Source organism: Bacillus sp. C28GYM-DRY-1, from assembly GCF_030519405.1.
Taxonomy (GTDB): Bacteria; Bacillota; Bacilli; order Bacillales; family Bacillaceae; genus Bacillus; species Bacillus spizizenii_A.
In genome coordinates, this window is record NZ_JAUMKF010000017.1 from 28,174 (window position 1) to 40,430 (window position 12,257).

Sequence of the window (12,257 nt, forward strand, 5' to 3'; positions counted from 1 at the left end):
TTCAGATCTTTCGAAAAAGATTCACAATTGATACGGCACAAAGGGGTTCAGATTTATGACAGAACATAGCAGAAAAGAGCTTTTGCACAAAACAGGGGAACTTTATAAGCAGTTCATCGAGAATCAAGATGAAGACAGAGCCGCTAAACTGGCTGCAGTCATGAAAAAAGCGGTAGATGAAGAAGTTTATATCGCGTTTACCGGGCATTATTCAGCGGGGAAATCGTCACTGCTGAACTGTCTATTAATGGAGAATATATTGCCGACAAGCCCGATCCCGACAAGCGCTAATCTTGTTGTGATCAGAAACGGGGATAAGCGTGTTCGGCTTCATACAACAGACGGAGCGTGTGCTGAGCTGGAGGGGGCTTACCAGAAAGACAAGGTACAGCAATATTGCAAAGATGGGGAGCAGATTGAAAGCGTTGAAATTTTTGACCAATATACTGAGATCGATTCTGGGGTTGCCTATATTGATACTCCTGGGATTGATTCAACAGATGATGCCCATTTTCTATCTGCGGCGTCTATTCTCAATCAGGTGGATGTGCTTTTTTATGTCGTTCACTATAATCATGTGCACGCTGAGGAAAATGTAAAGTTTCTCAGGTCAATAAAAGAAAGCATTCAGAATGTGTACTTTATCGTCAATCAAATTGACCGCCACGATGAGACGGAGACACAGTTCGAAGACTATAAAGCACAGGTAGAGGAGATGCTTTGCAATGAAGGCATTTCAAAGGAATCACTTTATTTTACGTCAGTGACAGAACCGAACCACCCGTTTAATCAGATTGGGGTCTTGAGAGAAGAGTTAAAAAGAATAGAACAGCTAACAAAAAGCAATTTGCAGGCTTTAACAGAACAAAAAGTCCGTAATCTGCTGAAGGAACATACAGAAATCCTTTTGAAAGATGAAACAGACGGTCCAACCTTTGCCGAACAGCTTGATATACAAACTGACCTGGTCCAATCGCTGCGTGATCAATTGGATGAGGCGGCAAAACAAGCGACTGAGGCAGAAAACACGATGCAGGAAGAAGTCAATCGCATGTTAAAAAACGCCAACCTGACGCCCTTTGAAATGCGTGAGCTGGCAGCTGCATTCCTAGAATCGCGAGAGCCGTCTTTTAAAACTGGTTTTTTCTTTTCTAAAGCAAAAACTGCACAGGAAAGAGATAGAAGAAGGGATGCTTTTTTCTCTGATGTGAAAAACCGAACAGAGGCCGAAGCGGACTGGCACATGATAGACACGTTCCATAAACTCGCCAAGGAATTTGATGTTCATACAGCTGAAAGTGAAAAGCTGATTCAGGCCTATCGCACCCCGCTTGAAATTGACATGATTGAGCATGCTGTCAAGCATGGTGCAGCATTTTCTTCCGAATATGTATTGCAGTATACAAAAGATTTGGCAGAGCTGATTCGCAAAAAGGCGAAAAGAGAAGCGGCAGACATCATAAAGGCGCTTACCGCGATGGTGAAAGAGCGTGTTACCAAAGACTTGCAAGCGATTAATGGCCGTCTCATTCAGGAATCAGAAAAACTCTCACACCTCCAAGAACAGGCCCGTTTAGAAAATAATGCCCGCAAGAAAGCCGATTGCATATGGGCTATTTGGGAAGAGAAGTCCGCATGCCCGATGCATGTAGACAACGACTGGTTTAAAACGAAGAAAAAAACAGTAGCGGCTCCAAAACAGAGACGAAGCCAAGGCCAGCAGACGCAGCAGTCAATGCAGAAACCAGAAATCAAAATGGAGCAAGAATTGCCGCTTCAAAACCAGATCGAACGCTTTCATACGTTGTCTGACCTTTTAGGTGAATACAGCATGTTATCAAAGCAAATTTCAGCTTTTCGGAATAGAATTAAAAGACTTGAGGAACGGAAATTTACACTTGCTCTTTTTGGAGGCTTCAGTTCGGGAAAATCATCATTTGCCAATGCGCTTGTTGGCGAAAAGGTGCTGCCGTCCTCACCAACGCCAACCACAGCCACAATTAACAAAATTACAAAAGCAACCAAAGATAACAGCAACAAAACAGCGGATGTGGTGTTTAAGACAGAGGAAGATATAACGGCTGACATTTTACAGCTCACCGGAATAGAAAAAGAACCTTCAGGCGGTTCTTTCACAGAGAAATGGGAAAAAACAGTCAAAAAAAGCCGGTTGCCGGAAGAACACATCAAATTGATCAGCAACTTCCTGTTTGCATACGAAAAGTATCAGCAATATATACAGGAACAAAAGAAATTAACGATTCCGCTGTCTAAATTAAAGCCATATGTGGCAGAGGAGACAACGGCCTGCGCTGTGAAGGAGGTAACAGTCTATTATACATGCCCACTGACTGAAAAAGGGATTACGATCGTTGATACGCCCGGCGCGAGCAGCATGAATAAACGGCATACAGAGCTGGCGTTCCAATATATTAAAGATGCCGATGCGTTTTTTTATATGACTTATTATCAGCATTCCTTCTCGAAAGGAGACCGTTCATTTTTGCGAAAGCTCGGGCTGGTTAAAGAATCGCTCAGCATGGATAAAATGTTTTTCGTCATTAATGCGGCAGACCTTGCGAAAGATCAAACAGAGCTCGGAACAGTGACCGATTATGTCAACGCAGAGCTTGTAAAAGAAGGAATTCATGAACCGCAGCTCTTTACTGTATCAAGTAAAGAGGAACTGCTGGGCAGTCCGGAATCATTTTATAACCAGTTCCCGAAAGTAAGAAAACGCTTAGACCAGTTTATCGAAGTGGATGTAAAAAAAGCGGCAGCTGCACAGCTTAGTTCCGAAGCAGACAAACTATGCGAAACAGTTTTTCAGCTTCACCAATCCCAACATCAGTCCAGGGAGGAAAAGGAAGCACAGAAAAAGCGCCTTATGCTTTCATTTGAGCGGACTGCAGCCGAGATTGAGAAACGGCGAAACGCAGAAACCATTATTGAGAAAGTAAAAAAAGACACAAAAGAGCAACTTTACCATATTACACAGCGATTATCCTTTTATGCAAATGATTTATTAAAATCGGCATTTCATCCCGGGCTTCAGAACGGCGATTGGAAAAGGAATGTAGGTAAGGCGATGACAACCGCCTTAAAAGAATATCAGTTTGAATATGTTCAGGAAATCAAAACGCTTGATGTTCGCATGAGCGGATTCATTGAGCGGTATATTGCCGAAGAGTGGCTGGAAAGCTTTCAAAAAACATTAAACGAGGATGGTTACTTTTCCATTTATACGGGTAATCAGTATTCGAACGGCATACAGCTTAAGGAAGTTGAACCTGAATTTGATGAACGTGCCTTTGAGCAGGAACGAAAAGAGATCAAATCACCGAAGCAGTTTTTTGAACAGAAAGGAAAAATGGCCTTCATCGAAGCTGTACGGATGAAACTCACGAAAATCACAGAGGTTTGGGTGAAAAATGAAGAAGAAAGCCTTATCTCTCATTACACAGATCATCTTAGACGTTTACAGGTGGATATGGCTGAAAATGCAATGGAACAAATAAAGGATCAAAAAGATACGTATTTAGGAGGATATGGGGAAGGGGAACATGCGAAAGAGATTGAAAAGGCATACCAAGCATGCATCTCCTGGCAAAGATCAGACCATACAATCAAAATGTAAAATTCAGTTGGCTTGTATGTCAAGTCATGATAGACTAAATAGAAAAAAGTGAGATGAACGATTCATGTCAGAGGTACATAAAGCAATTTCAGCACATTCAGCAAAACAGCATGAGCATATCAAAGCATTTATGCGTCTTGAAAACATGCGTGAAATGGCCATTGAAGAAGCGGTTTCAAAATGCAAAAACGATGAGCCTTTTACTACAGATGCAATTAATGAATGTACCGAGCAGATCAATCAGCTTGCCAAAAAAGGCATCGTCCCGACAAGACGCCTTGTATCAAAAGAAATGGTCAGAGAATACGTAAACCGTATGTAAGCTGGATGATCCTGTCGCGAGTGAATCTCCTGTCGGAAGCAAATACTATATGTATCCGACGTAAGGGGGGATTCATGTTGGGCAGAACAAAACTGGGAAACAGAAATGCACAGGCCAATAATAATGCCAAAAAGAAAAACGGATTTCAAACCCATTTTGACTCTTACGCAGGACGCGAAGCTGAAAAGCTGATCGCCAGCAACAAAAGACACAACGACTGATGACAGGAAAACAGTATCTCTAATTGAAGAGATGCTGTTTTTTATTTTTGCGCTGCTTTATGGTAAAATAGAAAGAATGAATGAAAAGGGAGTATATCTTATGAATAATAAACTATTGCTAGTTGACGGCATGGCTCTTTTATTCCGGGCGTTTTTTTCCACGGCCGTGCATCGCAACTTTATGATAAATGAGAGCGGGGTGCCGACGAACGGCGTCAACGGATTCTTAAAGCATTTGATTACAGCTGTTGAAACTTTCCAGCCGACTCACGTCATCTGCTGCTGGGACATGGGAAGCAAAACGTACCGAAATGACCTGTACCAAGATTATAAAGCGAACCGAAACGCACCGCCTGTGGAGCTGATCCCGCAGTTTGATTTGGCAAAGGAAGCGGCCGCTGAGCTTGGTATCATGAATATCGGCTTTGCCGGGTATGAAGCGGATGATTGTATCGGAACTCTTGCCGCTTTGTTTGCGGATGAAGCGGACATTACGATCGTAACAGGGGATAAAGATTTACTTCAGCTGTTAACGGATAAAGTAAGCGTGGCTCTGCTCCAAAAAGGCATTGGAAATTATAAAGTCTATACAAAAGATACTTTTTATGAAGAAACGGGCGTTTTGCCGAAGGCTTTGATTGATATTAAAGCTCTTATGGGTGATTCCAGTGATAACTATCCCGGCGTCAAAGGGATTGGAGAAAAAACGGCCTACAAACTGATTCGGGAATACGAAACGATTGACCGTTTATTAGAAAATCTTTCTCTTCTTCCGAAGGGACAGCAGGGGAAAATTCAGCAAGGGCTGAACGATTTGGAGATGTCGAGGAAACTTGCGGAAATTCATTGTTCTGTACCGTTGGTCTGCACACTGAAAGATGCTCTATTTACCCTGCAGATGGAACAGGCGGCTGACATGCTTCGCCGCCACCAAATTAAAGGAATTGAGCGCATGCTTGAAAAGCTGAACGCTAGAGAGATCGTGTAGATCTTCTCTAGCGTTTTGTATTGCTCTTTTTGGCTCTTTCTTCAAGCTCTGTTTTAGGGTCATTATGTGTATTGCCTTCCAGATCGCCTTGCGGAGTAACACCGCCGGTCAGCCGGCCTTTATCTTTCTTTTTCATGTTTGTTCACCTCGTCATTAGGATGACCATTGATCGAGATTTAATTCTTATCATTCAGCCGAATCGCTTCTTTTGCCAGATGATCGGCTTTTTGGTTTTGCTTGCCCGGTATCCATTTGATGAAAAAAAGAGGGAAGGCCGCTTTTAATTGGATGATCTCTTCCACATACGGGTGAAACGCTTTATTTTTAACCATTTCAAACTCAGCGGCCCGTTCCACAATATCTGAATCGGTTCGAAAGGAAACAGATTGGTACCCGCGCTTTGCACATAGCTTCATCCCTTCAATTAATGCAAGAAATTCCGCTTCCTGGTTTGTATGCATTCCAATTGGAATAGAGAAAGATTCTGCTTTTCCTTCATGTTTGATAAAAATGCCGATCCCGGATGGTCCGGGATTACCGGCGCTTGCGCCGTCTACATATATTTCTGTAGGCATTATGAACTCCTTTCATCATTTGGTATCATTTTTTTTGCTGCATAAGCATAAGGCAATGAAATCAAAGATACCGCAAACTTAATCAAATATGTAGAAATAAAAATATGAAGCCAAACGCCTGCGGAATAAATGCCAAAAAAAGCGACAAAAGTGAATATAAATGTGTCAAACAGCTGGCTGACTGCTGTACTGCCGCCGTTTCTGAGCCATAAAAGCCGATCAGAAGGAAATATCCTTCTGATTGCCGAATATACATAAACATCCAGCGTTTGGCTGAAGATAAAGGCAAGCAGACTTCCTAACGCTACTCGTGGAAGGAATCCGAAAATCGTTTCCAGCGCTGTTTGTGATATGTCACTGGAAGCCGGTTCGAAAAGCAACACGCCTTGCATGACAAATGTCAGCGTCAGGAGCGTTGAGAATCCCAGCCATACTGCTTTTTTGGCTTCAGCTGGTCCGTATTTTTCATTCAGCACATCTGTCGCAAAAAAGATTGTGCCGTACATCACATTCCCGAGCGTTGCTGTTAAGCCATACAGTTCGACTGTTTTTACGACTTGAAGGTTGGCACAGACTGTCGCAAAACCGATCCAAACAAATAGTCCCATTTTGCCAAATCCTTTATAAAATAAAAGAACAATGATAAAATGAATGATCGCAAAAATGATCCAAAATGAATTATTAAACAAAATGAAAATGCTTCCTTTCCGGGTTAGGAGATTGGTTTGATTATAGCACAAGCCCGGCAACTAATGAATGGTAAGGGTGATTGTAATGAAGCTCAGACCGCATATGAAAATAGAAGCGAAAGGGACGGGATCGGTCTCATTTTTGGGCGAAGACTGGCTGACAGCACAGCAAGCGCGGATGCTCGCCAGAGAGCTTGGCCGTTTTCCATACATGAAAGAACTCTTGTTTGAAGACGAGAAAGGCGGCAGCTGGTCGCTGAAGGAATTGGAAAAGCTGACAGAGGAGCTTGCTCAGGAGCCTGATGACATTACTGTTTATTTTGATGGCAGTTTCGATAAGGAGAGTGAACTGGCCGGACTCGGAATCGTCATTTATTATTCATTGGGAGGAATCCGGCATCGTTTGAGAAAAAATAAAAGCTTTCGGCTGAAAACCAATAATGAAGCTGAATACGCGGCGCTGTATGAAGCAATAAGAGAAGTTAGAGAGCTTGGGGCAAGCAGAAATTCAATTACGATCAAAGGAGACTCCCTTGTTGTGCTGAATCAGCTTGACGGCAGCTGGCCTTGCTATGATCCGTCTCATAATGAATGGCTGGACAAAATAGAAGCACTCCTTGAATCGCTGAAGCTTACTCCAACCTACGAAACCATACAGCGGAAAGACAACCAGGAAGCTGACGGGCTCGCTAAAAAAATTCTATCCCATCAATTTGTAGAAAGCCACACGAAATTAGACCGTAACGGAGATGACGATCTTGGATAAGAAAATGATCTTTAAAGAACTGACAGAACTGCACGATGAATATTGCAAGGACTGTTTTATTAAGAAGCAGTTTCGCAAGGAATTTGGCAAAACCTATGCGCATTCATTTTGTATTAATAAATGTACGGTTGGTGAAAAGCTGAAAGCATACGGAGATGTCTTAACCAATCACTAAAGAATAAAAAACCGCAGAAGCTGCGGTTTTTTATTCTTTAAATTCATCAAGCTGATGCTGGCTGTCATCCAGCAGCTGCTGTTGCTGATGGACAAATTCAGGATCATCGAGAGCTGCCAGCTCTTCAGATTGTGACAGTTCTCTTGCATCCTCAATGGCTTGGTATGCGGAATCGACCAATGTTGTGCTTTGGCCTCTCGTTGCGGCTCCTGTCGTTTTCTGCGCTGTTTCCACCGCCAGTTCCAGCTGCCGCTTATCCGTAAAGCCAGTCTGATCCTCATCATGAAATTCTAAACTCACAACAAACACCTCCGCAATTATTTTGCAGAGTTTTTTTAAAATTTATGTACTAAAATAGAAAATAAAATGAAAATAAGCCGATATAACTATTGAACCAGAATAAATAGGACTGTTTTACTATTTGAGGTATCTTGGCAGAGAAGGGGAACGCAGCTATGGATGATAAAGACTTGAAGTCGATCCTTCACAAAACATTTATAGAAATATACAGTGATTTAGAAGAACTGGCGGATATTGCGAAAAAAGGGAAGCCATCAATGGAAAAACATGTTGAAGAGATTGAACAGAGGTGTAAACAAAATATTTTGGCGATAGAAATCCAGATGAAAATCAAATAGGAGAGGCAAATGCCTCTCCTCTATTTGTCATCTCATCATCATGTATTGAGTTTAGAGTTTTACAACATTAGAAGCTTGAGGTCCACGATTACCTTCGACAATTTCAAAAGAAACTTCTTGTCCTTCTTCTAATGATTTGTATCCTTCTCCTTCGATAGCTGTGAAGTGAACAAATACATCGTCTCCGCCTTCAACTTCAATGAAGCCGAATCCTTTTTCGTTGTTGAACCATTTTACTTTACCGTTTTGCATATTGCTTAATTCCTCCCAGTACTGTAGCACCTGTGTGCTAAAAAAAATTTTGTCATCATTTAACGCTGATTCATTGTTAAATGATGGTTCAACTATACACCATCTGGGAGCACGCGTCAAGTTTCGAAACTGCTTATTTTCAAAAGAAGAGCAAGTTTCACAAAAAAATGTAACCGCTTTTAAAAATAGATAAATTTAAATTAAAAGAGCACACGAAAATCGTATGCTCTCCAAAAACATCATTAAGATAGCGCTCTGGTTTTTTGTTTGGCCGTCATCATTTCTGATTCCTTCAGGATATCCTCTAAAATCACTTCAGATGAGTTTGCTAAATGAAGATCCTTAATGTTTTTCTTCATACGCTGTAACGTATCTTCATCCGCGAGAAGGGAAGTGACTGACTCGAGAATTTCTTCATGACGGTTCACGACGATCGCAGCTCCGCGATCTTCAAAGAAGTTTGCATTTTCTTTTTCCTGGCCAGGCACGGGTTTGTACAGAATGACAGGCACACCGATAGCAGTTGCTTCTGTCAAAGTAATGCCTCCAGGTTTTGTTATCATGCAATCTGTAATCCGGAACAGCTCATCAATGCGCTCCACATAGCCAAGAACTTTTAATTTGTCACCGTTCTCTGCTTCAAGCGCACTTAAAGATTCTTTTAAAGCCGTGTTTCTTCCACACACGACAACCACTTGCACATGGTCATCTTTGACAAGGTTTTCACACAGCTCTTTTACATTCTTTAATACACCGTGGGCGCCTGCCATGATCAGAAGCACTTTTTTGTTTGGTGAAAGATTATACTTTTTATATATCGGTTCCACCGGCATAGATTCTTCAAATTGCGGCCTGATTGGAATACCGGTGATTTTTACATTGCTTGGATGAGTGCCAATCTCCAGCAGTTTTTCCTTCACATAATCTGTTGCCACATAATATTTATCCACGTTTTCGTGAACCCAAATTTTATGAAGGCAAAAATCAGTCATGACGTTGAAAGTAGGGATGACTCTCCCTGTTCGGCGTCTGTATTCCGGCACGACGATCATCGGAAATGTATTAATAATAATATCGGGCTGATGTTCATCGACAAGTTCGCCCAATCGTTTATTGCCCATTTTAAAGTAAATATTAAATTTACGTTTATTATAGATTTTGTCAACTCCGTAATAAAACAAACGATAAAACTGTTTCCCGATTGAGAAGCTTTTTAAATAAAGGTACTGAGTTACCTCTGAAACAATCGGATTTGACTCTTGGTACAAATTAGAAACTGTTACATGCTGAAAGCCGAGACGTACACATTGCTCATAAAGCGTTTTGGCTACCTGCACATGTCCATTTCCGTAATTTGCAGTCAAAATTAACACTCTTTTATTGGTATTCAAGTAAATTCACCTCAATGTAATCAACAACAAGCAAGCTTCATGCATCGTAAGGAGTTATTGTCTATACATAAACATAACACAAATACATAATCGAATTATTAATGCAGTGAAAAAATTAAGCTAATTTTAAAAGATTTGGATTCCATTATTTTTAATTTTTGTTATACGCATACTGAATCAGATGTATTTTATCATATTTTTTGCTCAGCGTATCACTAAAAAGAAAAATTAGTCCCATTCATAAGGAGTTTCTTGGTAAACGTAATAATTCAGCCAGTTCATAAACAATAATGTCGCATGCGCTTTCCAGCGATTCACAGGCTCTTTGCTGTCTTCTGCAAAATAATGTTTAGGCGGCTCGACAGTAGAAAGGTTTCGTTCAAGATCCCTTTCATACTCTTGAAGAAGCGTATTTGTATCATATTCAGGGTGCCCTGTTAAAAAGACTTGTTTTTCGTCTTTAGACACAATTAAGCAAACCCCAGCTTCCTTCGATGCGGTAAGAATATTTAACTCGGACACTGCTTGAAGCTGCTCCATATTTATATCTGTATGCCGGGAATGCGGCACGTAGTATAGCTCGTCAAAACCTCTTACCAATCTTTCGTGTTTTGCAAGAACTGTATGTTCGAACACACCGAAGATTTTTTTCGGCGTTTGAATTTTTTCAACTCCGTAATGGTAATACAAACCTGCTTGAGCGCCCCAACAAATATGCAAGGTTGAAGTGACATTTGTTTTGCTCCACTCCATGATCTCTTTGAGCTCCTCCCAATATGAAACATCTTCAAACGCCAAATGCTCGATCGGCGCACCGGTGATAATCATGCCGTCAAACTTCTTGTGACGGATATTGGAAAAAGTCGTGTAAAATTCGTCAAGGTGTTCTCTTGCAGTATTTTTCGGCGTGTGTGTGCTTGGGATTAAAAATGTAAAATGAACCTGTAAAGGAGAATTTCCAAGCAATCTGAGAAGTTGAGTCTCTGTTTGGATTTTTTTCGGCATCAAATTCAATATGATAATTTTTTGCGGCCGGATATCCTGATGAAATGCTCTGCTTTCATCCATTACAAATATATGTTCACTCTCAAGCACCTGTTTTGCCGGCAGGTGTGTTGGTATATTAATAGGCAACGTGCCACCCCCATCATTTCCCCGTTGATTTTCTTCATTATAGGAATTTTCACGCCAATTTTCAATCTATCTATAAGTGTTGAGGGAGAAACAACAGAAAACTCTTTAAATAAAACGCATAGATACGCCTTTTGGTTTCACAGTGAAATGATTTTCCATGGTGTATCTCAGAAGGGAATTGTATTGTTTTATAGAATGATAAGATAAAAAATGAGCGACAAAAATTATAATGAGCAGATGCTCACCACTAAGAGTTCTGATAAATGATGTTTGCATTTTGAATTGAGGTATAAAAAAGGTAAAATAATCAGCAGCAGGGACATAGGAGGGACTTACATGTCTATATATGATATGAGAGTACGTACAATAACAGGGAAAGACATGACACTTCAGCCTTTTGCCGGAAAGGTACTGATGATCGTGAATACAGCGAGTAAATGTGGGTTTACTCCCCAGTTGAAGCAGCTTCAAGAATTATATGATACATATCAGCAGGAGGGCTTGGAGATCTTAGGGTTCCCCTGCAATCAATTTATGAATCAAGAGCCTGGTGATGAGGCAGACATACAGGATTTTTGCGAAACAAATTACGGTGTTACGTTTCCTATGTTTTCAAAAGTAGAAGTAAATGGAAAAGATGCACATCCGCTGTTTGTGTATTTGACTGAGCACGCGAAAGGAATGCTGGGAACTAAGGCAATCAAGTGGAATTTCACGAAGTTTATAGTGGACAGAAATGGAGAAATCGCTGGGCGCTATTCACCAAATACAAATCCGAGAGAGCTGGAAGACGTTATCATGGAGCTATTAGGGCAATAAAGAGGTGTTTTTATGCAGGAATTGAAGCAGTCAGACCAAATCAGGACATGGGTGCAATCTGTCTTAACAGGCGAAAGTTCTGGACATGATTGGCTACATGTATCAAGAGTTGCAAATTTTGCTGTGTATATTGGAGAAAAGGAAAACGCGAATTTGTTCATCGTTGAAACTGCGGCGTTGGTTCATGATTTAATTGATGTCAAACTTCCTGATACGGTCAGGCTTTCTTTGAGCGAAGTAAATGATCAGCTTGTTATTTTCGGAATTAGAAAAGAGGATGCTGACAAAGTGACTGACATCATCACAAAGATGTCCTTTCGGGACAGGGAGAAGCTTGAGGGGGAGCCGCTCTCCATTGAGGGAAAGGTCGTACAGGACGCTGACAGGCTTGATGCGATCGGTGCAGTTGGTATTGCCAGAGCTTTTATGTTTGCAGGCGCAAAAGGGCACGGCCTTTATGGAGATGAGCAAAGCGCCTACGAACATTTTTTTCATAAGCTGCTGCGGCTGAAAGATATGATGAATACAGACACTGCACGGGAACTGGCAGAAGAAAGACACGATTTTATGCTTCGGTTTATCCATCAATTAGAAAAAGACATACGTCGTAATAGAAGGCATGGGGCGACTATGATAGAATAAGTCACAGA

General features: G+C 41.2%; 16 protein-coding genes and 1 pseudogene. 9 read left to right on the plus strand and 8 right to left on the minus strand.

Translation table 11 applies throughout. From position 1 onward, the window contains the following. The first annotated feature begins 55 nt into the window (after window positions 1–55). From dynA to exnP, 4 genes are all read left to right on the plus strand, one after another. Entirely contained in the window at window positions 56–3,637 is a 3,582-nt protein-coding gene (gene dynA, locus Q3W56_RS15420) for a dynamin GTPase (RefSeq protein WP_302896095.1), read from the plus strand. Window positions 3,638–3,701: 64 nt separating this feature from the next. Then, a complete protein-coding gene (locus Q3W56_RS15425; protein WP_302896096.1) occupies window positions 3,702–3,959 on the plus strand; it encodes a YpbS family protein in 258 nt (85 codons plus the stop codon). A gap of 74 nt (window positions 3,960–4,033) precedes the next feature. Continuing rightward, on the plus strand, window positions 4,034–4,180 hold the full coding sequence (locus Q3W56_RS15430) for a hypothetical protein (RefSeq protein ID WP_003230761.1): 147 nt from the start codon (window positions 4,034–4,036) through the stop codon (window positions 4,178–4,180). A 100-nt stretch (window positions 4,181–4,280) separates the two neighbouring features. Beyond that, window positions 4,281–5,168: a 5'-3' exonuclease ExnP gene (gene exnP, locus Q3W56_RS15435; protein WP_483298534.1), complete on the plus strand. Its 888-nt coding sequence runs from the start codon at window positions 4,281–4,283 to the stop codon at window positions 5,166–5,168. A gap of 7 nt (window positions 5,169–5,175) precedes the next feature. On the opposite strand, the gene sspL is transcribed toward exnP, so the two are convergent. Genes sspL through Q3W56_RS15450 form a run of 3 tightly spaced genes read right to left on the minus strand, consistent with a single transcriptional unit; the run spans window position 5,176 to window position 6,432 of the window. Beyond that, window positions 5,176–5,304, minus strand: a complete 129-nt coding sequence (gene sspL / locus Q3W56_RS15440) for a small, acid-soluble spore protein L (protein ID WP_003218255.1) — start codon at window positions 5,302–5,304, stop codon at window positions 5,176–5,178. 40 nt (window positions 5,305–5,344) lie between these two features. Beyond that, window positions 5,345–5,743 (minus strand): reverse transcriptase-like protein, encoded by a 399-nt coding sequence (locus Q3W56_RS15445; RefSeq protein WP_302896098.1) that lies wholly within the window; start codon window positions 5,741–5,743, stop codon window positions 5,345–5,347. Next, window positions 5,743–6,432, minus strand: coding sequence for a queuosine precursor transporter (locus tag Q3W56_RS15450; RefSeq protein WP_019714716.1), 690 nt, complete (start codon window positions 6,430–6,432; stop codon window positions 5,743–5,745). Before Q3W56_RS15450 ends, Q3W56_RS15445 begins: the two co-directional genes overlap by 1 nt. Before the next feature lie 85 nt (window positions 6,433–6,517). On the opposite strand from Q3W56_RS15450, the gene Q3W56_RS15455 reads away from it, so the two are divergent. Together Q3W56_RS15455 and Q3W56_RS15460 are read left to right on the plus strand one after the other, a co-directional pair. Then, the gene (locus Q3W56_RS15455; RefSeq protein WP_029317056.1) at window positions 6,518–7,198 is read left to right on the plus strand and encodes a ribonuclease H family protein; all 681 of its coding nucleotides are present in this window, start codon (window positions 6,518–6,520) and stop codon (window positions 7,196–7,198) included. Beyond that, the gene (locus Q3W56_RS15460; protein ID WP_004397944.1) at window positions 7,191–7,373 is read left to right on the plus strand and encodes a zinc-finger domain-containing protein; all 183 of its coding nucleotides are present in this window, start codon (window positions 7,191–7,193) and stop codon (window positions 7,371–7,373) included. Before Q3W56_RS15455 ends, Q3W56_RS15460 begins: the two co-directional genes overlap by 8 nt. Before the next feature lie 30 nt (window positions 7,374–7,403). Here the strand turns inward: Q3W56_RS15460 and Q3W56_RS15465 are convergent, their stop codons facing one another. Beyond that, window positions 7,404–7,673: a DUF2564 family protein gene (locus Q3W56_RS15465; RefSeq protein ID WP_302896099.1), complete on the minus strand. Its 270-nt coding sequence runs from the start codon at window positions 7,671–7,673 to the stop codon at window positions 7,404–7,406. A gap of 155 nt (window positions 7,674–7,828) precedes the next feature. Here Q3W56_RS15465 and degR point away from each other — a divergent pair, with 155 nt between their 5' ends. Beyond that, on the plus strand, window positions 7,829–8,011 hold the full coding sequence (gene degR, locus Q3W56_RS15470; protein WP_003218247.1) for a transcriptional regulator DegR: 183 nt from the start codon (window positions 7,829–7,831) through the stop codon (window positions 8,009–8,011). A gap of 51 nt (window positions 8,012–8,062) precedes the next feature. On the opposite strand, the gene cspD is transcribed toward degR, so the two are convergent. The 4 genes and pseudogenes from cspD to metA form a co-directional block, all read right to left on the minus strand. After that, on the minus strand, window positions 8,063–8,263 hold the full coding sequence (cspD, locus tag Q3W56_RS15475) for a cold-shock protein CspD (protein ID WP_003153604.1): 201 nt from the start codon (window positions 8,261–8,263) through the stop codon (window positions 8,063–8,065). 18 nt (window positions 8,264–8,281) lie between these two features. Beyond that, window positions 8,282–8,404, minus strand: a pseudogene (locus Q3W56_RS15480) (hypothetical protein); the annotation flags it as partial. 101 nt (window positions 8,405–8,505) lie between these two features. Then, a complete protein-coding gene (locus Q3W56_RS15485; protein WP_302896100.1) occupies window positions 8,506–9,654 on the minus strand; it encodes a diglucosyl diacylglycerol synthase in 1,149 nt (382 codons plus the stop codon). 228 nt (window positions 9,655–9,882) lie between these two features. Then, window positions 9,883–10,788: a homoserine O-acetyltransferase MetA gene (gene metA / locus Q3W56_RS15490; RefSeq protein ID WP_019714712.1), complete on the minus strand. Its 906-nt coding sequence runs from the start codon at window positions 10,786–10,788 to the stop codon at window positions 9,883–9,885. Between the two features lie 336 nt (window positions 10,789–11,124). Between metA and Q3W56_RS15495 the strand changes: the two genes are divergently transcribed. Continuing rightward, a complete protein-coding gene (locus Q3W56_RS15495; RefSeq protein ID WP_302896101.1) occupies window positions 11,125–11,607 on the plus strand; it encodes a glutathione peroxidase in 483 nt (160 codons plus the stop codon). Window positions 11,608–11,619: 12 nt separating this feature from the next. Then, window positions 11,620–12,249 carry an HD domain-containing protein gene (locus tag Q3W56_RS15500; RefSeq protein WP_302896102.1) on the plus strand — a complete coding sequence of 210 codons (630 nt, stop codon included), beginning with the start codon at window positions 11,620–11,622 and terminating at the stop codon, window positions 12,247–12,249. Window positions 12,250–12,257: the final 8 nt, after the last annotated feature.

What these genes read in the sequence shown, in the direction of transcription:
- dynA (WP_302896095.1), top strand. Translation starts at nt 56, where the DNA reads ATGACAGAACATAGCAGAAAAGAGCTTTTGCACAAAACAGGGGAACTT.
- Q3W56_RS15425 (WP_302896096.1), top strand. Translation starts at nt 3,702, where the DNA reads ATGTCAGAGGTACATAAAGCAATTTCAGCACATTCAGCAAAACAGCAT.
- Q3W56_RS15430 (WP_003230761.1), top strand. Translation starts at nt 4,034, where the DNA reads ATGTTGGGCAGAACAAAACTGGGAAACAGAAATGCACAGGCCAATAAT.
- exnP (WP_483298534.1), top strand. Translation starts at nt 4,281, where the DNA reads ATGAATAATAAACTATTGCTAGTTGACGGCATGGCTCTTTTATTCCGG.
- sspL (WP_003218255.1), bottom strand. Translation starts at nt 5,304, where the DNA reads ATGAAAAAGAAAGATAAAGGCCGGCTGACCGGCGGTGTTACTCCGCAA.
- Q3W56_RS15445 (WP_302896098.1), bottom strand. Translation starts at nt 5,743, where the DNA reads ATGCCTACAGAAATATATGTAGACGGCGCAAGCGCCGGTAATCCCGGA.
- Q3W56_RS15455 (WP_029317056.1), top strand. Translation starts at nt 6,518, where the DNA reads ATGAAGCTCAGACCGCATATGAAAATAGAAGCGAAAGGGACGGGATCG.
- degR (WP_003218247.1), top strand. Translation starts at nt 7,829, where the DNA reads ATGGATGATAAAGACTTGAAGTCGATCCTTCACAAAACATTTATAGAA.
- cspD (WP_003153604.1), bottom strand. Translation starts at nt 8,263, where the DNA reads ATGCAAAACGGTAAAGTAAAATGGTTCAACAACGAAAAAGGATTCGGC.
- Q3W56_RS15495 (WP_302896101.1), top strand. Translation starts at nt 11,125, where the DNA reads ATGTCTATATATGATATGAGAGTACGTACAATAACAGGGAAAGACATG.
- Q3W56_RS15500 (WP_302896102.1), top strand. Translation starts at nt 11,620, where the DNA reads ATGCAGGAATTGAAGCAGTCAGACCAAATCAGGACATGGGTGCAATCT.